The 24,143-nt window shown below is 43.6% G+C and carries 15 protein-coding genes; 9 read left to right on the forward strand and 6 right to left on the reverse strand.

The features are described 5' to 3' along the window. Nucleotides 1–414: 414 nt before the first annotated feature. Genes F6K53_RS01765 through F6K53_RS01775 form a run of 3 tightly spaced genes read left to right on the forward strand, consistent with a single transcriptional unit; the run spans nucleotide 415 to nucleotide 4,839 of the window. Nucleotides 415–2,604, forward strand: coding sequence for a hypothetical protein (locus F6K53_RS01765; RefSeq protein WP_293070548.1), 2,190 nt, complete (start codon nucleotides 415–417; stop codon nucleotides 2,602–2,604). 18 nt (nucleotides 2,605–2,622) lie between these two features. Continuing rightward, the gene (locus F6K53_RS01770) at nucleotides 2,623–3,576 is read left to right on the forward strand and encodes a hypothetical protein (RefSeq protein ID WP_293070546.1); all 954 of its coding nucleotides are present in this window, start codon (nucleotides 2,623–2,625) and stop codon (nucleotides 3,574–3,576) included. Between the two features lie 9 nt (nucleotides 3,577–3,585). Then, nucleotides 3,586–4,839 (forward strand): hypothetical protein, encoded by a 1,254-nt coding sequence (locus F6K53_RS01775; protein ID WP_293070544.1) that lies wholly within the window; start codon nucleotides 3,586–3,588, stop codon nucleotides 4,837–4,839. Here the strand turns inward: F6K53_RS01775 and F6K53_RS01780 are convergent, their stop codons facing one another. Continuing rightward, the gene (locus F6K53_RS01780; RefSeq protein ID WP_293043070.1) at nucleotides 4,840–4,977 is read right to left on the reverse strand and encodes a hypothetical protein; all 138 of its coding nucleotides are present in this window, start codon (nucleotides 4,975–4,977) and stop codon (nucleotides 4,840–4,842) included. 162 nt (nucleotides 4,978–5,139) lie between these two features. Between F6K53_RS01780 and F6K53_RS01785 the strand changes: the two genes are divergently transcribed. Then, nucleotides 5,140–5,262, forward strand: coding sequence for a hypothetical protein (locus F6K53_RS01785; protein WP_008180130.1), 123 nt, complete (start codon nucleotides 5,140–5,142; stop codon nucleotides 5,260–5,262). 338 nt (nucleotides 5,263–5,600) lie between these two features. Then, nucleotides 5,601–6,725, forward strand: a complete 1,125-nt coding sequence (locus F6K53_RS01790) for a tetratricopeptide repeat protein (protein ID WP_293079769.1) — start codon at nucleotides 5,601–5,603, stop codon at nucleotides 6,723–6,725. Nucleotides 6,726–6,728: 3 nt separating this feature from the next. Here F6K53_RS01790 and F6K53_RS01795 read toward each other — a convergent pair whose 3' ends face one another. Next, nucleotides 6,729–7,496, reverse strand: a complete 768-nt coding sequence (locus F6K53_RS01795) for a Uma2 family endonuclease (protein ID WP_293070539.1) — start codon at nucleotides 7,494–7,496, stop codon at nucleotides 6,729–6,731. A 372-nt stretch (nucleotides 7,497–7,868) separates the two neighbouring features. On the opposite strand from F6K53_RS01795, the gene F6K53_RS01800 reads away from it, so the two are divergent. The 3 genes from F6K53_RS01800 (at nucleotide 7,869) to F6K53_RS01810 (ending at nucleotide 17,582) form a co-directional block, all read left to right on the forward strand. Beyond that, nucleotides 7,869–14,390 carry a filamentous hemagglutinin N-terminal domain-containing protein gene (locus F6K53_RS01800; RefSeq protein ID WP_293079772.1) on the forward strand — a complete coding sequence of 2,174 codons (6,522 nt, stop codon included), beginning with the start codon at nucleotides 7,869–7,871 and terminating at the stop codon, nucleotides 14,388–14,390. A 247-nt stretch (nucleotides 14,391–14,637) separates the two neighbouring features. Continuing rightward, entirely contained in the window at nucleotides 14,638–14,760 is a 123-nt protein-coding gene (locus tag F6K53_RS01805) for a hypothetical protein (RefSeq protein WP_293019598.1), read from the forward strand. Next, entirely contained in the window at nucleotides 14,757–17,582 is a 2,826-nt protein-coding gene (locus tag F6K53_RS01810) for a CHAT domain-containing protein (RefSeq protein ID WP_293070533.1), read from the forward strand. The genes F6K53_RS01805 and F6K53_RS01810 overlap by 4 nt, the downstream gene beginning before the upstream one ends. Before the next feature lie 204 nt (nucleotides 17,583–17,786). Here the strand turns inward: F6K53_RS01810 and F6K53_RS01815 are convergent, their stop codons facing one another. From F6K53_RS01815 to F6K53_RS01830, 4 genes are all read right to left on the reverse strand, one after another. Then, the gene (locus F6K53_RS01815) at nucleotides 17,787–18,578 is read right to left on the reverse strand and encodes a DUF928 domain-containing protein (protein ID WP_293029997.1); all 792 of its coding nucleotides are present in this window, start codon (nucleotides 18,576–18,578) and stop codon (nucleotides 17,787–17,789) included. 364 nt (nucleotides 18,579–18,942) lie between these two features. After that, on the reverse strand, nucleotides 18,943–21,303 hold the full coding sequence (locus F6K53_RS01820; protein ID WP_293030000.1) for a CHASE2 domain-containing protein: 2,361 nt from the start codon (nucleotides 21,301–21,303) through the stop codon (nucleotides 18,943–18,945). Between the two features lie 75 nt (nucleotides 21,304–21,378). After that, nucleotides 21,379–21,501, reverse strand: coding sequence for a hypothetical protein (locus F6K53_RS01825; RefSeq protein WP_293030003.1), 123 nt, complete (start codon nucleotides 21,499–21,501; stop codon nucleotides 21,379–21,381). A 340-nt stretch (nucleotides 21,502–21,841) separates the two neighbouring features. Next, nucleotides 21,842–22,921 carry a DUF1822 family protein gene (locus tag F6K53_RS01830; protein WP_293030006.1) on the reverse strand — a complete coding sequence of 360 codons (1,080 nt, stop codon included), beginning with the start codon at nucleotides 22,919–22,921 and terminating at the stop codon, nucleotides 21,842–21,844. Nucleotides 22,922–23,106: 185 nt separating this feature from the next. On the opposite strand from F6K53_RS01830, the gene F6K53_RS01835 reads away from it, so the two are divergent. Beyond that, the gene (locus tag F6K53_RS01835) at nucleotides 23,107–24,015 is read left to right on the forward strand and encodes a nucleotidyltransferase domain-containing protein (protein WP_293079775.1); all 909 of its coding nucleotides are present in this window, start codon (nucleotides 23,107–23,109) and stop codon (nucleotides 24,013–24,015) included. The last annotated feature ends 128 nt before the right edge of the window (nucleotides 24,016–24,143 follow it).

Raw genomic sequence — 24,143 nt, forward strand, 5'->3', positions numbered from 1 at the left:
CTGACTAGACTAGGAAACGCTATCCTATCCGTCAGGTTTTGTAAATTTATGTTACAAAAAACCGCTCCCTGCATAAAAAGTACCAATCACTCAGAGTAATAATTAAACCCACAAATATTTAGCCAATATCGCAGGAAACGATGGTTAATAGGATTTATGCCTTGCTAGTGGGGATCGATCACTACCCACCGGATTCAGTTCTTAAAGTGGATCCATTACAAGGCTCTGCTAACGACATTACAGCAATATAAGAGTATCTTAACGAACGCGATGAGTTATTGCATAAACTAACCTACTGAAGTTGGTTGACAAAATTTAGGTGCAGCGATCGCAATTTTGATGTGATATTTCCCAGAGTAACTGGATAACACTCGGTAGCTAAACTTGGACTGTAATTAATTGGATATATAACCTATGGACAGAACTGCTAAAATTGCCTATATTCTTGAAAAGCGCCAACCTTTGGCTAATAGAATTGAAGAGGTCGGAGTAAATTTAAACTCTCTTTATTCTAAACTTAGCTATCTCGACAATTATCGCCAACAGCTACTGGAAAAGGTTGATGAACCAAGCATAAATGGACGCTTGAAGGAAATCGATTTTTCCAAGATTCAGCAGGATCTTGTATCTGAGTTACAAGCACTGGCTAAACTCAAAACTCGTTTCTCGCGAGATACTCTTAACATCGGTGTGATTGGACGAGCAAGACAGGGTAAGAGTCGTTTATTACAAAGTTTAACTGGATTGACTGCAGCAGAAATTCCTGATGGCAGCGGTCAACACTGTACGGGGGTTCGCAGCAAGATTCACCATAACCCAAATGTTGAAACATATGGTGAGGTCTTGTTCTATACAGACCGTACTTTTATGGATGAGGTTATTGCTCCTTACTATGAGCAGTTAAAATTGGGAACTAAACCAATTGATATCGATGATTTTGCCAAAAAAGACCTGCCTTCGCTACCGAACGACCTTAAGGGTGCAGAGGTTAAGGCCAAATATGAACATCTACGCCAATATCATGAGAATGTAGATAAATATCGTCTCCTGTTGCAAGCCCCTTCCCCACGCCAGATCAAGAAAGAAGAGATTCGAGAATATGTAGCCCAAGACAACCTCCAAGGGGAGCGTATTTATTTCAACTATCTGGCAGTTCGAGAGGTCAGAATTATCTGCAAGTTTCCCAAGGATGATCTTGGAAAGATTGCTTTAGTTGATATGCCGGGATTAGGAGATACAGGAATTGGTGATGAAAAGAGGATGGTAAAAACCATTGGTGAGGATATTGATGCAGTGCTATTTGTCCGGATGCCAAAGAGTACAGGGGACTTTTGGGGGGACGTTGATGTGCAACTGTACGACACAGCCTATAGAGCTTTGAATGATCTGCCCCTGCCACTATGGTCTTTTATGGTTCTCAACAAACTGAGTGATGAGAGTAACTTACAACTCTGCCAACAATTGAAAACCGACATTACCAACAAACACATCAATGTTGCAGACTGTGTCATAGCTAACTGCGCTGAAGCTCAAGAGGCTAACGATCAGGTTTTAGATCCGATTCTTAACTACTTAGCTAAAACAATTACTGACCTAGATCAGCAATATGCCTCTGCTTGTCAGGATCGAATCAAGCAAATCCAAACATCAGTGGTGGCTGAGTTAGATAAAGCCCGTCAAGCATTAGGACAAGGAAAAATTTCAGGAGAGATGGTTGAATTCATCCCATTGTTTAATGGGCTTTGGGACGATTTGACCAGCGGTCTTGAAAAACTACTTAAACAACTTAGTAACCAAATTAATGAGCAAGACCGAGACTTTAAACAATCTGTAGAAGAGGCTATACAAAATTGCTATAACGATACCAAAATTCCCTCATCTTTGGAAGAAATTGAAAGTAGGCGTGATAGTAAAGGGGCTTACACAAGTGCCTATAGCGATTACCTCAATGAAATTCGCGCTCACCTATCACAACATTTTCTATCTCTAGATACTGGTTTGAAAAAATCGTTGGATAGGGTAAAATATCTAGTAGTAGAGGTATTAATTGTAAAGGCACATTTAGGAGGAATCACAGAAGCACAAGGGTCTGATTTTCTTGGAGAGCTCGCTAACCTACTGCCTGATCAAATTTTAGAGGGGCAACCCAGTAGACTAAAATTTGGATTCCAAATCCTCTCTGAATTTCAGCTTTCTTATCGAGGTACTATCCAACACCGAATTCGCCAGTGTCTTAATGGATTAACTCCTGATAGGACTGATCTGCATCTGTCTGGGAAGTCTCCCAATGCAGAGCAAATCAAGAGCAATCTCGAATCACTTCATGCAGCAGCTGTTTTTCAATGCGAAACAGCCTTAGAAGATTTTCTTTGTGAACCTTCCCAAGCTGCTTTTGCCATAGTAGAAGAATTTCTTGACCGTGTACTCCGTGCTGAAGCAGTCAAGGATGAATGGCAAATTTTTCTTTACCAGGAACGCGCTTCTATCTGGCCTAAGGAATTTGAGTTATTGGGTGAACGCTCGAGGGTACGCCAAGAGTGGCTAGAGGCAGTAGAACAGGCAACAAACCTAAATCAGCAAGAGTTGATGTCATTATTCAAGTAACACAACAAGGAGAATCAAATGCCCAAAGAACTTAAAGTCACAATGCTAGGACATAGAGGTGTAGGCAAGACAAGTGTTTTAACTGCCATGTATGAGCAGTTCTCTGATACGTTTAAGGAAGCCGATTTGCAACTGACTCCCGATCCTGAAAGTTCCGCACTTCTCCAACAGCGTTTAGGAGAGCTAAAAGGTCTGCTTGATGATTTTGAAGCGACGGGAGGATTGGAAGGAACAGAGAATCCCCAATCTTTTAAGTTTGGTCTAGGGAAGATTGGTGACAAACCATCTTTACAACTGACTTTTCAAGATTTTCCCGGTGGCTACCTGGATGATAAGGATGGGGAATTTGTCAAAAAGATAATGCATGAATGTGTTGCAGTTCTGATTGCTATTGACGCTCCTGCACTCATGGAAGCCAACGGCAAATGGCATCATTTGATGAACAGACCCAAGCAGATTTGCGATATTTTTAGCAGAAGCTATGGAGATTTAAAAGAACCTAGGCTCGTTATCCTTGTTCCTGTTCGTTGTGAAAAATATTTGCAAAATGAAGAAGATGCCACAAAGTTACTACACTGCATCAAAGATAAATATGCTGAATTATTGAGGTTATTCAAGAGCGAAAATTTGCTGACTAAGATTGCGTGCGTAATTACACCTATTCAAACTGTAGGAACTGTGATATTCAATAATATTAGAGTAGTGAATCAAAGACCGCGTTTTTACTTTCGCAAAATTAGTCATGATGCTGGATATAGTCCCAAAGATAGCGATCAGCCGTTACGGTATCTTTTGAGTTTCCTACTCAAACTTCATTACGATACGAAATGGGGCTGGTTTAATCCTATTCGTCATTGGCTAGGTTGGGATAAATTTCTTTTAAAAGCTGCGAAAAAGTCTGCTGATAAATGTAAATCAGCTCATGGTTTTGCTATTATACAAGGTAAAGATAAATTTTATATTAATAAATAGGAGTTAGCCATGAAACTTTATGTTCAAAGTGCTGGTTTGTCTCAAGATCAGGATTACTTTTGGCAAGAAATTACAAAGCATGAACAAAAGCCAATAGATGAACCAGATTTGGTTAAAAAATCTAAACTATTGCTTGAAACCCAAGCGTATTCGATTTTTATAGGGCGTGAGAGTGGTAACTTAATTTTGCTTGTCACAGGCATGAAAGCAAGCAAACGCAAAGATTATCGAGGTCGCACTATACGCAACTCTATAGCGTTGATTGCTCAAGATAATGAACAGAATGAGCAACAAATACGAGGAATCGCTGTGCTTGCATTAGAGGGAAAATTCCCAAATGACATTGACAGTGCTATTAAGGAAGGAGGGGAATACGGATTTGAAATTTCTTATGAACAAATCGAGAATGCCATCAAAGCATCGCTTCAAACCAAGAACTCCACTGGAACGAAGCATCTGATGATAGGGAAAAACTCAGACGATAATAGAAAAATTATTGCTGAGGAACTTAAAGAATACCGTCTACCTCAGAAAAGCAATGCTTCGGCTTCAGAAGCATTAGTCGTTGTTACCGGAATTAAGAAACAAGACGATCTCAAAAAAGCAGGAGTTTGGCGGGGATTATCGAATCTTGGAGATAACGAAGACCTTTCTCCCTATGAGCCACCGAATTCAGTTCAAAAAAATTTTCCAAGCTTGGAGATCCCAAGCTTTGACGAAAGTAAAAAATATAATCCCCAATTGGTAATAAGATTGATAATTTTTGGCGTGATTGGGCTAATTGCTCTAGGGTTTTTGGGTTTTTTGCGGAATATTTTTTTGATAGGAAAACAAAATCATTCTGAGCCAAACACTGTTGTTTTAGCTGCTATTAGCCCAGGTGGTGAGTATTTTGTAACTGCTGATCCTCATGGTAAAGTGCTAGTGCAAGATCCCCAAGGTAAAACTAATAATACCATTAAAAATAAGGCTGCGGTCAAATCAGTTGCCCTTAGCTCTGATGGAAGTTATGTCGTTACTGGCGATGAGACTGGAAAGGTGCAATTGTGGGATGTAACTAACAAAAAAAACATTGAGCTAAGACGTAATGTCAATTTAAAACATGAAAAAGCAGTTTTGTCACTGGCGATCAATTCTAATTCTTCTAGGGATAAAGTAAAAATAGTTAGTGGTGGTGCTGATGGGCAAGTGCTGTTGTGGAACGTAAATGTTAATGTTAACCAAGGTAAGGGCGAAGCTAACATCGAACGTTATATTCCATGATTAAGTAATCAGGTTGGGTCCCACCGTCACAAACGGGCAAGATGCCCATTCCACAGGTGCGACCCAAGGGCGGAACGGGCAAGATGCCCATTCCACAGGTGCGACCCAAGGGCGGAACGGGCAAGATGCCCATTCCACAAAACTTTTAAAATCATTCCATTATTAAGCAACGCCCACACTTTAGTTAGTATTAACTTATGTAAAGTTACGTTAAGATACGTTGCAGTTTCTTATCAAGCTTGTCAAAAGTTTGTTATCGTTCATTATCGGCATACATAAATTTAACAAAGAAAAAGAGATATGAAGACTTCTCAAACTCCCAACCATTTGGGTCAATCAGTGGCTCTAGGTCTGGTTTTAGTGGTAGCCAGTGTTGGTATTTTCATCCTGATGATGGTTCAAAGTGGTGCTTTGCAATCCTAGTTATCGTTGTGAATATGGATCAGGTTTGCTATACCTGGTTCAACTTTTCCTGAAACTCAATAAACCCAGCTATAGCGCTATAGCTGGGTCATAAATAAAAAAGACATCTACTATATATATCTATATCAGGATTGTTAGGTTATTAAAATTAAACTTGACATCATCCAAGAATAACCCTTCCGGTCTAGGCCGGAAGGGTTATTATCATAAGTTGACCCCAAACAATCCTGTAGCTTAACAAAACTTAACCAAAATTTATCCCAACTAACCCTTCCCGATTAGCGGGTGTTCATGGTAAAAATCATCAGTAAGTGAACCTCCCAAAGTACACGAGCCTGATGACTATGAAAACATTGACCTTGCTACAGCAAACTTTGTTCCTCCTTCTTAGCTTATTTTTTTCCGTAGTGGCAACCCCCCTGCCAGAAATTGCTGAAGCAATGCCAACTCTGGTATCTAGCCGACAGCAGTATAATCAACACCTCAATGACCTTCTCCATCAAGCACGAGAGTTGGTAGATGCGGGGGACTATGAGGGAGCTGTTGCGGTTTATAAAGAAGCAGCTAAGCTGGAGCAGAGAAACCCTAAGATTTTTTCGGGCATTGGCTATTTAAAGGCAAGTTTGGGCAAATTCCAAGAAGCTGCCGCCGCTTACAAAAAAGCGATCGCACTAGAGCCAGAAAATGCTAATTTCCATTACGCACTGGGTTACAGTCTCGCCAATGCTGGGGACAATGCTGGTGCTGCTACGGCCTATCGTCGTGCCACTAGACTGAACCGAGAGAATATTAACGCCTATTTTGGTTTGGCCATTACCCTGCTACGTCAAAAGGACTATCAAGGGGCCATAGAAACCTATGAAAAAATCCTGGAAATTGAGCCAGACAACCTAACAGTATACCAGTTAATCGGTGCAGCCTGGTTAGAGCAGGAAAATTCCGAAGAAGCCATTAAAGTGTTCCAAAAAGCAGCGGAAATTGCTCCGAACGAAACCCGTATCCAACTAAGTTTGGGCACAGCTTGGTTGATAGATGGAGATGAGATGGCTGGACTGGCGGCTTTTGAAAAAGCGGTGAAATTAGCCCCTCGTAATCCTGAAATTCACCTCCAAATCGGTCAAATTCTGGAATCGAGAGGGAATTTATCCAGGGCCCTCAAAGCATTTCGGCGAGCAGCTTCTGCCCAACCTGATTTAGTAGAAGCACAGGAGTACATCGGGAAAATTCTTCTGACCCAAGAACAATATGTACCAGCAGTAGTGACCTATAGACGTTTGATTGAACTGGCTCCAGAAAATGCCCAAGCTCACTATAACCTAGCAGTAGCCTTAAAAAAACGTTCTCGCGTCACCGAAGCTCTCACTGCTATCGAAAAAGCCCTAGAACTTTACCAGACTCAACGGGATAACGAAGGGATTGAGCAGACCGAGTCTCTGCTTAAGCAACTGCAAGAGTTTCTTTAAGGATCAGCACAGATCCAAATCTTTTGGATCTATCCCTTTAGCTTTTAATTGCGACCGCAATGCTTTCATACGACTTCTTTCTTGGGCCAAGGTTTTTTGAGCTTGGTTTAAAGCTTCCTGTGCTTCTTCTAAAGCTTCCTCTGCTTGCTCTGCCCGTTGACGTTCTTGTTCTGCCTGTTGTTGAGCCCTATCTTTGAGCTCACTAATTTCCAAATAGCTAGCAAACCGCTGTCCATTTGGAGAATAAAGCACTAATTCCGACTCTACTAACTCAAAGGTAATTGCTAAACGGGGACTAACCCAACCTACCATCTGAGGGATGGGTTCTAAGGTTTCTCCTGAACGCAACCAGCCTTTTAGTTTTATCCGATTTGGGTCAAAAAGATAGTACTCTTCTACTTCATGGCTCTGATAAAACTTGAGTTTATCCTCTTCTAATTCTTTGATAGTGTTAGTTTCTGATGCAATTTCAAACACCACCTGGGGATTAAGATTATCTTCAACCCAGGTCTTGTAGGAACGCCGATGCCCTTTCGGTCTACCGACAACCACCATCACATCCGGTGCTTGGTTAATTTTTGGTTTTCCTTGTACTGGATACCACAACAAATCCCCAGCGACGAAAACATTGGGGTCATCCTTGAATCGGACTTCTAGGCCATACTTAATGGTGGTAATTAGTTCAAATTGAAGAGTATTGTCCACCAAAGGTTTGCCGTCACTTTCCGGATATAAGATGTCATCGGTGGTCGGCTGTAGCGGCTGAACCATTGGAAAAACTGTTACCTGAGCTGATAAGCCTATTTTATCTTATCTAGGGTTTGTATATGGGTTGTAAACACAGTAATTGCCATAAAAGGCTTGCATAAAAGAGGCAAAAGGCAAGAGCTCCGGAGTTTTATTGGAGAAAAAAAAAAGACCATTACAGTTTACATATCATTTATAACCCCTATACCAACGGTTTCAGAGATCAAAAACCGAAACTATCAATCCGCACGATTTTCGTAAATTTTTGTTAAAAATAACCTAAAAATTCCGTAAACTGCCTGGCTTTCCCTGGAAAATAAATAATAATCTAGAGGTAAAGTTCCTTGACTGCTATAGGTACTCCAGACAACTAGCTAGTTGTGCAGAGGCGGACAGATGAATAATCAGCAAAGTAAGCCCTCAACCAGAGGGCTAGGGATATTGCCCTTAACTGAGGGAGCCATAACCCTAGTGGGATGGATGGTGATGGCTTTTTCGGGAAATTATGCCCTAGCCCAGATTAGCCCTGATCAAACTTTGGGTAATGAATCTTCAGTGGTAACACCAAATCTAAGTATTAGGGGAGAGCCAGGGGACTTGATTGAAGGGGGAGCAGCGCGAGGTAGTAACCTGTTCCACAGCTTTCAAGATTTTAATGTTGGTCAGCTACAGCGGGTTTACTTTGCCAATCCAGCCGGAATCGAGAACATTCTCTCTCGGGTGACCGGGAGTAATATCTCCAACATTCTAGGCACTCTTGGTGTCGATGGTGGAGCGAATCTGTTTTTACTCAATCCCAATGGCATCGTGTTTGGCCAGAATGCCAGGTTAGATGTGGCAGGTTCCTTTGTCGCCAGTACAGCCAATAGTTTAGTGTTCAACAACGGTACAGAATTCAGTGCCACCAATCCACAAGCCCCCCCTTTATTGAGTATTAATATTACTCCGGGATTGCAGTATGGCTTGAATCACCCCAAACCCATAATCACTAACGGTGGTTATTTAGTAGTCGGGCAAGACCTAACCCTAGCTGCTGGCAATCTTGACTTACAAGGTCAACTAATTGCTGGAGGAGATGTGACACTCCATGGAGAAGATACAGTTCAAATACGCGATAGTATCGGGCGACCATTTATTGCCGCTGCTGGCGGTAAGTTATTGATTCAGGGCAATCAAGGGGTGGATATATTTGCCTTGAACCATCCAGACAGTGGTCTGTTTTCCGGTGGGGATCTGGTTTTGCGATCGCAAAATACTGTCGCAGGTGATGCCCACTATTGGAGTGGTGGCAGTTTCCGGATTGAACAGCTCGATGGCAGTCTCGGAGATTTATTTAGTCCCGATGACCCGATTATTCGCTCAGTTGGGGATGTTAGTTTCAACAGCTATCTAGGCACCTCCCTACATATTGTGGCAGGGGGAGCGGTAGAGATCGGCTCTGTGATCATTACAGGCTCAGAAACAGGTACAGAAGGAATAGACTTTATTTCCGAAGCCATTACCTTATCTAATGGCACAGTAGTGAATATTAACGGTCAGACTGAACCGACTCTTGATATTCGTGCTGGAGTAGATCCGAATCAAGTTGATCCCCGTGGACTTACAGGCAAGCAATTCCGTGACATTTTCAATGGGAATATCTTTTTTGGCAGACCCACTATTACAGATAGTGCTACGAGTGCAGATATTAAAATCGGCACTATCGCTTTTACTAATCTCAATGATCTGTTGGCAGGAACCGTTTTACTAACCAATCAGTACAAGCCTAATCCCTTACTAGCAGGAGATATTGAAGTTTCAGCTACTCTAGATTTTTTAGCGCCAAATCTAGCCATTCAGAACGGCGAAGTATCCAAGGGAGGATCAGTTACTATCGATTCTCGCGGTAGCATTACTCTCAACGGTATAGTAAATACCATTGCTATTCCAAATAATGATGCGTCTAACCCTTTCTCTGGCAATGGGGGTGATGTCACGTTTTTGGCCAATGAGAACATCACCCTCAATCCAGGTTCTTTCATTGCTTCTGCTGGAATAGTGGGTGGTAATATCACCCTCAACAGCGGTAGCAACTTTTTGCTGGATGACTCTGGTGTTGTTACTGTTACAACTGGGGCAGGTGTAGGAGGAAATTTAATTGTCAATGCCCCTGAGTCAGTGACATTAATTAATAGAGAAGGGTCAGGCTTCAAAAATTTAGGGAATTTGGTCAACGAGTTTACCAATTCAGACTTGGTAGAACAGCTCCTAGGTTTCGAGGGGTCTGGCTTGGCAACGGTTACAATTGGACCAGGGAATTCTGGGGACTTAACTATTGACACCAGAACTTTGAGTATCCAAAACCAAGCATCACAGAATCAAGAATCACCTAGTTATGCTGGAGCTACTACTATCGCTTTAGGTGGTAGTCGTGGCAAGAGTGGAAATTTAACTGTTAACGCTGAGTCGGTAGAAATTGTTGGCAACGAAACGGGTCCATTTACCCCTACTCCTAACGAACGGTTAGCCTTGGCTATCAGAGATATTCCCACGGGGTTGACGACTGCTACTGTAGGTAGTGGTCAGGGAGGGGACTTAACCATTAATACCCAACGTTTAACAATTCAGAATGGAGCTGGAGTAACCACAGGAACTGTTGCCAGAAGCCTAGAAAACCCAGGGGATGGGGGAAATTTAACCATAAATGCTACTGAGTCAGTGACATTGTCTGGTAAGGCGGCTTTGGCTACCGGTACCTTGAACTCATCTCAGGCAGGTAAGTTGGAGGTCAAAACACCCACATTGACTCTCGGGGATGGAGCGGTGATTGCTTCTGATACCATTGGTTCAGGGAATGCTGGGGACTTAACGATTAACACCGAGCAACTGTTAGTACGTGATGGCTCCAGAATTGGCGCAGCAACAGGAAATAGTGGTACGGGAGCCAATATAACCATTGCTTCGGACTTAGTCGAGTTAGTTGGTACTGCTGTCGATGATCAGAATACTGTAGTTCCTAGTGGTATATTCGCTAACTCTCAATTCATTGACATTGAAAATTTTACAAATGAACTTGGCGATGCTGGGAATATTAACATTGATACAGAAAATTTGATTGTTGGGGATGGGGCAGTTGTATTGAGTTCTACCGAAGGTCAAGGCATCGGTGGAACGATAACTATTGATGTTAATACTCTCGAAATTACTACTGGTGGACAACTTCGCACCACTGCCTTTGGGGAAGGTGGGGCTGGTGACATTACCCTGAATATCGATAACAGGGTGCTGATCGCAAATCTCAATAGCGGACTGTTAGCAGAGACTGAAGGCGCTGGGGCTGGTGGAACGATCACGATTAATACTCCAGAGCTGACACTCCAGGATCAAGGACAGATTTCTGCATTTACCTCTGGTACAGGAACTTCTGGAAGCATTGTTGTTGAGAATGCTGACTCTGTCGAGCTTGCCGACAACAGCTCAATTTCAACGGAGGTAAGGGCTGGTGCAAAGGTAAACCCTAGCCCAGGGGAGGAAGTGGGTAAGATTGATATTAAAACGCGATCGCTTACTTTAAACAATGACTCTCAAATAACTGCCAGCACATCTGGGCTTGGGAATGCAGGTAGTATCTTTATAAAAGATGCTCAACAGGTTAACCTTGATCTCAATAGTTCGATATCCACAGCAGTAAACCCTGGTGCAGTTGGCAATGGTGGGGATGTCGATATTGAAACCAAGTCTCTATCTCTAGATAACACCTCGGAAATTGAAGCAAGTACTGCCGGTACCGGAGATGCAGGTAGTATCACAATCCCAGATGCCCAGGAGGTTAACCTTGATCGGAATAGTTCGATATCCACAGCAGTAAATACTGGTGCAGTTGCCCAAAAAGACAGCAATATTGCGATTAAAACGCGATCGCTTACTTTAAACAATGACTCTGACATAACTGCCAGCACCTCTGGGATAGGGAATGCCGGTAGTATCACCATACAAGAGGCTCAACAGGTTGACCTGAATCGGAATAGTTCCATATCGACAGCAGTAAACTTTGGTGCAGAGGGCAATGGTGGGAATGTCGAGATTGAAACCAAGTCTCTATCCCTGGACAATCAGTCGCAAATTGAAGCGAGTACTGCCGGTAACGGAAATGCCGGTAGTATCAAAATCCCAGACGCAGAGGAAGTTTCCCTTAATCGGAATAGTTCGATCTCTACAGAGGTGAAGAAAGGTGCAATTGTCCAAAAAGACAACAATATTGATATTGACAGCAATATTGATATTAAAACGCGATCGCTTACTTTAAACAATGACTCTGACATAACTGCCAGCACCTCTGGGATAGGGAATGCCGGTAGTATCACCATACAAGAGGCTCAACAGGTTGACCTGAATCGGAATAGTTCCATATCCACAGCAGTAAATACTGGAGCAGAGGGCAATGGTGGGAATGTCGAGATTGAAACCAAGTCTCTATCCCTGGACAATCAGTCGCAAATTGAAGCGAGTACTGCCGGTAACGGAAATGCAGGTAGTATCACCATCCCAGATGCCGAGGAGGTTAACCTTAATCGGAATAGTTCGATATCTACAGAGATTAAGGAAGGTGCAGTTGCCGAAAAAGCTAGCAATATTGATCTAAAAACGCGATCGCTTACTTTAACCAATGACTCTGACATAACTGCCAGCACCTCTGGGATAGGGAATGCCGGTAGTATCACCATACAAGAGGCTCAACAGGTTAACCTTGATCGGAACAGTTCCATATCCACAGCAGTCAATACTGGAGCAGTTGGCAATGGTGGGAATGTCGAGATTGAAACCAAGTCTTTATCCCTGGACAATCAGTCGCAAATTGAAGCGAGTACTGCCGGTACCGGAGATGCCGGTAGTATCACCATCCCAGACGCAGAGGAGGTTAACCTTAATCGGAAGAGTTCGATATCCACAGCAGTAAACCCTGGTGCAGTTGGCGATGGTGGGAATATTGATCTAAAAACGCGGACGCTAAAATTAAATCAATCTCAAATAACTGCTGCTAGTACTGATGCTCAGGGCGATGCCGGTCAAGTCCAAGTGCGGGATGCTCAACAGGTTGACCTTAATCGGAATAGTTCGATATCTACAGAGATTAAGGAAGGTGCAGTTGCCGAAAAAGCTAGCAATATTGATCTAAAAACGCGATCGCTTACCTTAAACAATGACTCTAACATAACTGCCAGCACCTCTGGGATAGGGGATGCCGGTAGTATCACAATACAAGAGGCTGAACAGGTTAACCTTGATCGGAAGAGTTCGATATCCACAGCAGTAAACCCTGGTGCAGTTGGTAATGGTGGGGATATTGATCTAAAAACGCGGACGCTAAAATTAAATCAATCTCAAATAACTGCTAGTACTGATGCTCAGGGCGATGCTGGTAGTATCTTCATACAAGAGGCTCAACAGGTTAACCTTAATCGGAATAGTTCCATATCCACAGCAGTAAACTCTGGAGCAGATGCTGAAAAAGCCGGTAATATTGATCTAAAAACGCGATCGCTTACCTTAACTAATGACTCTCAAATAACTGCCAGCACTTCTGGGAAAGGGGATGCCGGTCAAATCAAAATACAAGAGGCTCAACAGGTTGACCTTAATCGGAATAGTTCCATATCCACAGCAGTAAACCCTGGTGCAGTTGGTAATGGTGGGGATATTGATCTAAAAACGCGATCGCTTACCTTAACCAATGAATCTGAAATAACTTCCAGCACTGCTGGTGATGGAGATGCCGGTAACATCACCCTTCAGGCTAAGCAAGTGACCATCCAGGGAGACTCACAGGTGTCAGCCACTACAACTTCTGGTGGTAAGGGTGGCAACATTGAAATAATTGAGGCCAATCGGTTTGAGGCTACCGACGGTGGCAACGTCAGAACCACCACCGAAGGTACTAACCAGGCTGGTGATATTACTCTGGAAGTACGAGATGATATTACTTTAGCTGGAACTGGAAGTGGGCTGTTTGCCAACACCACGTCCGGTTCTAGCGGCGATGGTGGCAATATTTTCGTTGACCCCAGAACTGTCACCATTCGGGATGGAGCCAAGATAGCTGTAGATAGCCAAGGCACCGGAAAAGGGGGCAATATTGAGCTTCAGGCAGGCACACTCACCCTTAATAATCAAGCAGAGCTATCCGCAGAAACGGCTAGCAACCAAGGGGGCAATATTACCTTAACCATTGACGAGTTGTTGTTCTTGCGACGGGAGAGTAAAATATCCACTACCGCAGGTACTGCTCAAGCTGGTGGAAACGGCGGCAATATTACGATTAATGCTCCCTTTATCATAGGCATTCGTCAAGAAAATAGCGACATTACTGCTAATGCTTTTGAAGGCAATGGCGGCAATATCAACATCACCACCCAAGGTATCATTGGGCTAGAGTTCCGAGAAAACCTCACTCCCCTCAGTGACATTACCGCTAGCTCTGAGTTTGGTGTAGATGGTACCGTCAACATCAATGCACCTCAAATTGACCCCAGCCGAGGGTTGTCGGAATTGCCAAGCGATGTCATTGATGTCTCTCAACTAATTGAAAAAAACCTCTGTGCTGCCGGTGAGGGCAGTGAATTTATTGCCACAGGTCGTGGTGGCTTACCGATTTCTCCTAACGAAACCCTGAACCCCAATGCTACATGGGACGATTGGCGTATCACTGAGCAACCTCAAACTAGGATCAGAAAACGTCGGTCAAGGTCAAGGCAGCATCAACTACAGATTAATCAACCACAGACCAATAACCCTAAACCTAAACAAATTGTAGAAGCCCAAGGCTGGGTTATCGGTGCCAACGGGGAGGTAATTCTCACCGCCCATCCAGTCATAGTGACTCCGAAGGGTACGTGGTTACATCAAGTAGATTGTCCGATGCTTCACCAAACCTTTAAGTAGCTGCGGTGAGTTTTCTGGGGAAGCCAGAGGATAGATCCTCCTCCCGTCCCCCTTAACAAGGGGGAAGCCAGAGGATAGATCCTCCTCCCGTCCCTCTTAACAAGATAGATCCCCCTCCCGTCCCCCTTAACAAGGGGGAAGCCAGAGGATAGATCCTCCTCCCGTCCCTCTTAACAAGATAGATCCCCCTCCCGTCCCCCTTAACAAGATAGATCCCCCTCCCGTCCCCCTTAACAAGGGGGAAGCTGTGCGATCGCTTTTCCCTGCTCCCTGCTCCCTGCTCCCTGCTCCCTGTTCCCTGTTCCCTGTTCCCTGTTCCCTAAAAACCCGGGACTGTGTACCTAACCGAATTGAGAACTGCCATAAATGAAGCGCCTAATTCAGTTTATTTTAATGACCTTGTTGGGGCTAATCTTAAGCCGTGGTGTACACGCACTACCCTTCTATGCTGCCCATCAGCACTCAGTCATCAGCACTCAGCCATCAGCAGTCAGCCATCAGCACTCAACTATCAGCACTGACCTATTAGCACTCAATAACAGTGAGCAGAACGCAACAGTAAGCAAGACACAACAGCAAGCAGGAAGCACGAAGCACTACCTGCTGCTGGAAAAAGGCAAACAATATTACGATGCTGGACAATATTCTGATGCTGCACGAGTATTGCAGCAGGCGGCACAAGCTTATCAAGCCACAGGAGATATCCTCAACCAAGCCCAAGCCCTGTGTTTGCTGTCCTTAGTCACTCAGCAACTTGGGGAATGGGATAAAGCCCAAGCAGCCATTGACTCCAGTTTGTCGTTGCTAGAAACTGTATCCAGGGGCGGTGAGGGAGTATTGGCTAAAGTGTTGAACACTCAAGGGCGTTTGCAATTGGTACAGGGAAATGCTGAAGCTGCCCTGAACACCTGGCAAAATGCTGAAGCACTGTATGCTAAAGCCAATGATCGGGTTGGTGTGCTTGGTAGCCAGATTAATCAAGCCCAAGCGATGCAGTCTTTGGGACTTTACCGTCGAGCCAAGAAGCTATTGACTCAGGTAAGACAAACCCTGCTGGCACAACCGGATTCTCCTCTAAAAGCTATTGGCTTACACAATCTTGGTAATGTGTTTCGACAAGCAGGGGATTTAAAGCAATCTAAACAGACCTTAACCAAAAGTTGGACAGTCGCACAACGAATAAAATCTCCAGAATCCCAGAGTCAAGTGTTACTGAGTTTAGGTAATACTGAGCGAGCCTTAGCCACAAGAGCAAAAGACTTGAATAATAACAAAGCATTCCAGCAGCATATCCAAGAGGCGATAACTCACTATCAACAAGCAGCAGCAACCACCACCTCACCTATCACCCAAATTCAAGCACAATTGAATCAGCTAAGTTTACTCATCGAAACAGACCAGGAGAAATCTGTTCAAGCGTTGTTGCCACAAATCCAGACATTGCTAACTAAATTACCATCCAGTAGAGCATCAGTTTACGCCCACGTAAATTTCGCTCAAAGTCTGATCAAGATCAGAAATCGAAAATTGCGTACGCAAATTACCAAACCAATTCCCACACCAATTCCCAATTCCCAAGACATTGCTCAACTACTCAACACAGCCATTGAGCAAGCTAAAACCCTAGAAGACAAACGAGCAGAATCCTATGCCCTGGGCACCCTTGGTAACTGGTTTGAACAAACTAAAGATTCGTCAAATGCCATAACCTTTACCAAGTCAGCGCTTCTGATTGCCCAAGGGATTAATGCACCAGATATTGCTTATCAGTGGCAGTGGCAAATGGGACGTATACTTAAGGCTGAAGCCGAACAAGCCACTAAAACCAGAAATGGTGATAGTGAAACAGTAAGCGACCTGATCCAGAATGCGATCGCTTATTATACCCAAGCCTCTAATACCTTAACGAATTTACGGAGTGATTTAGTTACTCTCAATCCTGACATCCAGTTTTCCTTCCGAGAACAAGTAGAACCGGTTTATCGACAGTTAGTTGATTTACTATTGCGTTCTCCTCAACCAAGTAACGATAATCTCAAACAAGCCCGTGATGCTATTGAAGCACTCCAGCTTGCTGAAATCGACAACTTCTTTCGAGACGCCTGCGCCAAGCCAGAAAAGGTCAACATTGATAATTTAGACCCTACAGCAGCGGTCATTTACCCGATTATCTTAAAAGACGGCTTAGCGGTAATCCTCAAATTGCCTGAACCAGATAACTTGCGTTACTATATCCATCATAACATATCAGAAGCTCAAGTAGACGAAGCGGTCAAAAAGTTCAGGAATTTCCTAAGAAGACGTAGCACTAGTATTAGCAAAGTCAAAAAAGAATCCCAACAAATTTATGACTGGCTAATCAGACCCTTTGAAGAAGAACTAGAGAGTAACCCTGAGGCAGACCAAAGCCCAATAAAAACCCTAGTATTTGTTCTAGATGGGTCATTACGAAATGTTCCTGTAGCAGCCCTTTATGATGGCAAACAGTATTTAATAGAACGGTATGCTGTAGCTGTGACCCCTGGCTTACAGTTAGTGGACCCCAAACCATTGCCACGGCAACAGCTAACAGCCCTAATTGCTGGAGCTACTAACGCTCCCAGCTTTAAAAAAGAAGGTTTAGGACCAATCGATAACGTAGGATTCGAGTTAACCAAAATTGGGGAACAGGTCAACCGTAGTCAGAAACTGGAAAATCAAGAATTTATCAAAGAAAACCTGCAAAATCAACTAACAGCAGCGTCTTTCAATGTTGTTCATATTGCCACTCACGGCCAGTTCAGTTCCAACCCAGAGCAAACATTTATCCTAGACTGGGATGAACGCATCAAAGTCAAGGATTTAGATAACTTACTACGGATGAGTGACTCCAGTGGCACCACCCCCATTGAACTGTTGTTGCTGAGTGCTTGTCAGACTGCTACTGGGGACAAACGAGCCGCTTTAGGACTAGCTGGGATAGCGATTAGAGCAGGAGCACGCAGTACCCTAGCCACCTTGTGGCAAGTTAATGATGCCTCTACAGCCGAATTTATGAATCAGTTCTACCAACAGTTAAATAATTCACAGTTGACTAAAGCCGAAGCCCTGCGAAATGCTCAATTAGCGTTTCTGAAGAAGAAATATCCCAGCACAGACTACCATCGTCCTCATATTTGGGCACCATTTATTTTGGTTGGGAATTGGCTGTGAATTCCAGTATGTTTAAGTTAAAGGTTGAATATTAGAGGTTGAATGTTGAATGTTGCAGGTTGAATGTTGCAGGTTGAATGTTGCAGGTTGAGAGGTTAAATGTTGTTCGCCCCGTATTCGGTGTAGGGTAGGTTGTCTGTTATAATTCTAACTTCTAACTTCTAACTTCTAACTTCTAACTTCTAAAACGAGCACCGCTATAATTTACTGAAGGTTACCCAAAATGTTTGTTTTAGAAATTGTTTCTACGAAACTTTGATCAGTCAATAGCTTAATCCAAGCAGTTTCAAGATTCATATTTTGTGGATCTTGCAGCCGTAATTCAGCTAGCTCAGTTAGGGTATCATACCATATGTGATGCTTGCCATAAGCTGCAATTCTCTCTAGAGGAGTATTAGCCCCATTTAACTCCCTTTCTAAGTCTTTAGACTGGGCAACTCGGCGAACTAGTCCTGTCACAGACGCTGGAGTTGGTAATTCATTGGATAATTCCGTAGAAGGGCAATTGATCTCTAGATTCCAGCGATAGGTTTGACCAACTTCCAAGGGATTTTCTGTCTTAGGAAGCGTAATACTAACAATGCCTGGCTGGTCTGGTAGCTTAACAGATTCTCGGTAAATATCGTTTTCCCCATCCTCATCCTGCAAGGAAAATTCTCCCGACGGTGCATCCTCTGAGGTGTAAGGTAGATATATCCAAAAGGTTGGATAATCACTTACGCTTAAATCCAAATTATAACCACCTACTAAAGGAGTCAGTAGTGGAAGCTCCGGCTTGTATAGGCAATCACCACGGGTTCCAGTACCGTGGGGAGCAGAAGGAGTCCCATTGTCTGGGGGTTTGGGATTGGGTTGGATAAAGTAAATTGGTACTTGCCCAAGATTGATGGATTGATCAGCCTCTACTCGGGAGACCAAGAAACAGCTGATCCAGCCAACAAAGACTAAATTAGAGGCAAATAGGTATTTAAGCCGAAATAATTTAGTTAACATCATAACTCAAAATTCAGATCAACATCGATAGATGTTTACCTGATATATCCAATTGATGGATTCAGATAAACACCCCTGTATATCACAACTTCCAGATAAAAATCCGGTCAAGTGTTGTGATTAGTTATTAGTAATTAGTCATACCAAATCCGGGTTAATAATCCCATTTTTAGTCAGTATGGGCAGACAAATTTTTTTTATTATATTATAATTAGCCCAATTTATTATAGCATCAACCACTATAATAAGTCGCGGCTAAAGGGGGGTTATCAAAAGTAATTTGGTATCATTATTCATTGGTCATTTGTAACTAGCAAGAGACTTAATGTAGATCACAAAAGACTAATTACTAATTACGAGTCAATTACTATGATCTCTTCTCTAAACGACAGTAAACGACCACACCAGTAGCCACCAATGCTATAGTAGCGGAAATTAATGGCACCCAACCACCTGTTACTATAAGCAAAACCCAGCAACTTCCATATAAAACAACCACAGCAGTTCCAGTACCCAACAGGACGGAACGCAGCACGTTAAAGTTTCCAGCAACCGTACCCCCGAGCGCAGCCCAGCACCAAATCCAGAGCGCTTCACCAGGCTCAGACCACCACCAAATCAACGGTCGGTTATCCAGCACTGCACTGAGGATGTGACTGATCATCTGTGCCTGAATTTCTATCCCACTCATGGTCTCAACAGACCACTGACCACCACTGTAGGGTGTGCGCCAAAAATTATCATTAAAACTAGGCGCAATGGTACCGATGATCACAATGCGATTCCTGACTAAGTCAGGATTGAACTGATCCCTAAAAACCTCTGCAAGGGAAACGGTCTCAGCAATTTGACCGGAAGCTCGATAATTCAGTAATAGTTGCTGACCACGAGAGTCTAGATTGTGATATCCACCAGAATCCTTTTCTAGGGTCTTAAAAACTGTAGTGCCAAGCTTTAAGTAATTTTCTGTCACCTCCAACTGGATTCCTAGATCAGCCAGATAACGTGTTGCCAACTGGACATTAAATGAGTAGTAGCTCTGACAAGGAGATGGTGACCCTACAGCCAACAAATGGCGACGGATAATGCGATCGGGGTCGAGTAAAACATTATTAAAGCCTTGGCGAACCTCTGGGACTTCTGGAGGTGGGGAAACTCCTGGGTCTCCGTATTGGCAGATGGCAAAAAAGTGATCACTAGTTTGCATCCGAGTCGCTAAATCCTGGTATTCCCCTCCCACAGGATTCTCCCGATAAATATCCAAACCAATAGCTCTCGGTTGATACTGCTCCAGCTTTGCCAGCAGTTTGGCTAAGGAACGATCCGATAAGGAGGCGGCTCTTCTTTCTTCCTTAGGTTGAGACTGCACATCCTCTTCAGTGATTGTGACTAATAACAGTCGCTGATCTGGTCCTTCATGGGGTCGCAGCCGCATCAACTGGTCAAACCCTTGCAGTTCCCAGGGCTGCAATAGGCCAAGCGATCGCACTCCCATTACCAAGCTAGTGACCACTATGCTAGATAGCAGCACTCTCTGGACACTACGCCACTTGCCTTTAGAAGAGACCGATGGTGTTTGTGATGGTGTTTGTGATGGTGTTTCCGATGGTATTTCTGATGGTATTTCTGATGGTATTTCTGACTCTTGGTACAAATCTTCCCAAGCTGGGGGTTCTTGTCCTAGATTCTGGTAAATTACTGGCAACCAACTGGCGCAGGGAAACTGACGCTCCAACCCCTGCAATTTCTCCCGTGCTTCCCGCGTTGCCAGATATAAAGACTTACCATTAGCAAACCCGTTCAAAAAATACTTCAAAAATTTTTGAGCGACCTGATCTGGCACCAACTCCCGCATTATAATCATTTGGGGAATTTGCAAATCATGGAGTTTCCGTGCCAATCCCAACCCATCACAAGAATTAAAAATTGCCAGTTTTAAGCCCTGGGCCACGGCTTTTTTGAGGGCATACCACAGTTCATCAATGGTTAAGCTATCAGTAGGATTAATATAAATTCGACCCGTTTCCCCCTCTGTCTCACTATGTCCTGCGAAAAAGATAATATCCCAAGGTTGCTCCCATAACTGGTCATTAATTTCGTGATGTTTGGGCTTCACTAAAAAGACGGTTTCTGCATGAGATAAATTCTCCAGCAGTTGTCGATCTGCCTTAATATTAATACCAGCACTATGACCTAAAATTGCTAAAATTTTAACTTTAGATTTCCCGGTAGGTGCAGAGCCTTCGGGTCGCTTAAACTGTTTTCCACTCAGAGCAAATTCAGCCTTGGGGTAACGCTCAAAAAAATCCCACAGATGCCAAGGCAGCTTTTGTAACTGGGTATTTTCCGTGCGAATCAGCACCCGAATGGTTTCCTCTGGGTTTAACTCTTCCCGTAATCGCTTATCAATGGGACGAAACTGTTCAGAATCCAGCCATCGTTTTAGTCTATTACCTAACTCATGGGCTGAATCCCCACATTCCTTGAGCTTTTGGTTAATGGAACCACCATAGATAATTTTTCCGGGCTGGATTCTCGCGGGTGAACCTAGGCTCCGATATTTTTCGCGCCAATGGTCTTGTAAGTAAGTAGTGAGTTCTGAATCTGCAGGCAAGTAACCTGTCATTTCCAGCGTTGGGCGTGACCCTTCTTCACCAATTTCTAAGCGTACCTGAAACCCCTGCTGCTGGGAATCATCATCTAGACTCAGGACAACTAACTTTCCCATTTTTGGTAATTATTTATTAGGTATTAAGTATTAGTAATCGAGTAAGTATTGAGCTATCAGCTATCAGCTATCAGATTATGCGCCCCAGCGTCGTTCGCACAGCGTGGCCAAACGCGCCCCGCGTGGCCTAAAGGCCAAGGCCAAAGCCTGTGCCACGCTACTTGAGGTGCTATCACCCATCATGGGCGTAGCGTGCATGGCTCAAAGGCCTTTGGCCTTGGCTGACTGCTGACTGCTGACTGCTGAATGCTTACGTAATCGATAAAAATATTCCCCATTACCCCTTACTTCTGATTAAGAAATTTTATGCAATAGCGATGGATTTATAGACGATGCTTTCCCTGAGTCAGTTTCTCACTAAAAAACTAGCCCTACTTACTCGGGCTTTCCTATAATAATACCAAATCCCCTTTATTACCCCTACTTCCTATAAGCCAAAATCTAGACAACTGCTATAGTAATATTATATCTAATTAATAATCGGATTAATACAAGGCTGGGTTTACGAAGCATACCGGTAGCGCAATCGCCGCTAACTTTAGATTAAAAAATTTTCCGTAATACTGACATCATTCAAAACTAACTTAATGCTAAAACGTTCTCTCGGTTCACCACTTACTTGCAACTTAATATTTTCCGTCTCTCTAGCTTGGGTTTGAATCACCGCAATTCCCTCGTGATCCAGCACCATAATCTGTAGATTCTTGGGAAGACGGTCTCTATCACCACGAGGATAAAGTTCAATGAATATATTCATTTTCGGTGAGTCCGTTGGATGTAGCTCTACAAATAAAGCCACCTTCTCACCACCCCAGGCGATTTCCGAACCGAGTAGTTTACCTCGTTTTACTCCCACGGTAGTATGCAATCCTTTACTAGGTTGGTCAAAGGGGAAACTTCTCAAATCCAGCCAAGGCTCCGGTGCTGGCTGTAAGATAGTTTCCACAGTCTTCCAATCTGCATCAAAACTATTGTCTAACCACTGGCTTAATCGCACTACTGCTGTCTGGCTTTGTGGTTGCTGTTGTTGGCTAGAGTCTGTTTCCATAGTGTTGGAGGGTGAAGCATCGGGACAGAAGACCTTGGGTTTGAGAGCATGACTATGGCTCGACTGCTTTGCCCCTGCCTGGGATTTAGGACATTGCCGATACTCTCTAATGTGTGGCGGTAACTCTTTCAGGGTTCGCAATTGGTTGAGGGGTAATTCTTCTGTTACCACTGTATCAATAAATCCTAGCAGAGTTGCCTCCTCCAATGCTTGATCAAGCTCCACCGCCACATAACCAATTCGTTCCTGCCAGACTGCTGCTGGAACTTTGACACACTTAGCCTCAGGTAAAACAAGTCTACACTCCAACTTACCATGATTTTTCACAGTCAGATCCGCAACATCCATCAGGGTTTGCATCACTGGGTTCCAACTGTCGCTTTCCTCTAAGTTTGTCTCAAATCCCATACACCGCAAGTAAAAGTTAACTGCATACACTGCCAGAGTATTGAAATAAACCTGTTTCGCTTTAGTCAGATTAGCTTGGTGTTGTTGAAATTCCTTTGCTCTGGGATGTGCTGCTAAAGCTAGCGGAACTCTAAAGGTTAACGGTTTAACAAAACTCGCCAAGATGTCCACTCTCTGTCAGAAATAAATTGTGGGCTATACCTATCAATATTCCGCTCTAGATCATGGGTTATATCAAGTCTGGTTGAATACCCATAATTAAGGAAAGGGTGGGAGGTGTGGGGAGATGGGGAGATGGGGAGGTGGGAACCCACCCCTAACCCCTCCCAGGAGGGGAATATGGGGAGGTGGGGAGATTTTTATTAAGGGTAAATCGGGTAAGTCAGCGGGATTGCTCCCGCTTCGTCCCCAAAGCACCGTGCGAACAAGTCTCCAAGTACACGGCGCAACCAATTCCAAAAGAACTCACTTATCATTGCTACTTCTTTTCCTTGACTCGCCATGAATTTAGTATTCGTAAACACTTCCAAAAAGAAGGGTTACAGCTCTCGGAAGACTTACTCACAGAGTTAAATTTATATGATCATGTTATCTACCGCTGTGTAGTAGGGTCGAGAGCATTTGGTCTGGATGATGAAAACTCTGATACAGACAGACGGGGTATTTACCTGCCACCAGCTGTGGTTCACTGGTCTTTGTATGGAATTCCGGAACAGTTAGAAAACCACGAGACTCAGGAGTGCTACTGGGAGCTGCAAAAGTTTATCATTTTGGCACTGAAAGCTAATCCAAATGTGTTGGAATGTCTCTACACACCACTAGTGGAAACAGCCACTCCCCTAGCCAAGGAATTGCTAGCTATTCGAGATATTTTTCTGTCTAAGTTGGTTTACCAAACCTATAATGGGTATGTGATGTCCCAATTTAAGAAAATGGAGCAAGATTTTCGGACTAAAGGAGCAGTTCGATTAAAACATGCTATGCACTTAATCCGTTTATTGCTCTCAGGGATCACAGTCTTGAAAGAGGGGTTTGTACCAGTGAAAGTTGAGGAGTATCGGCAACAACTCCTAGCCATCCGTCGGGATGAAATGCCATGGCAGGAGGTTACTGCTTGGCGATTGAGTTTACATCAAGAGTTTGATGCTGCTTTTGCCAACACTAATTTGCCAGAACGTCCGGATTATGAAGCAGCTAATCAGTTTTTGATTAAAGCACGTCAAAGTATGGTTTATAGGAAAGGGAACAGGGAATAGGGAATAGGGAACAGGGAACAGGGAGTAGGGAGTAGGCAACAGGAAACCAAAATTATCACAATTATTACACGGATTGCTATAGTTATACAGCGTTTTTCCTAACTATTAGGTGCGCTTGACCCATTAAG

This window comes from Moorena sp. SIO4A1 (genome assembly GCF_010672065.1).
Taxonomy (GTDB): domain Bacteria; phylum Cyanobacteriota; class Cyanobacteriia; order Cyanobacteriales; family Coleofasciculaceae; genus Moorena.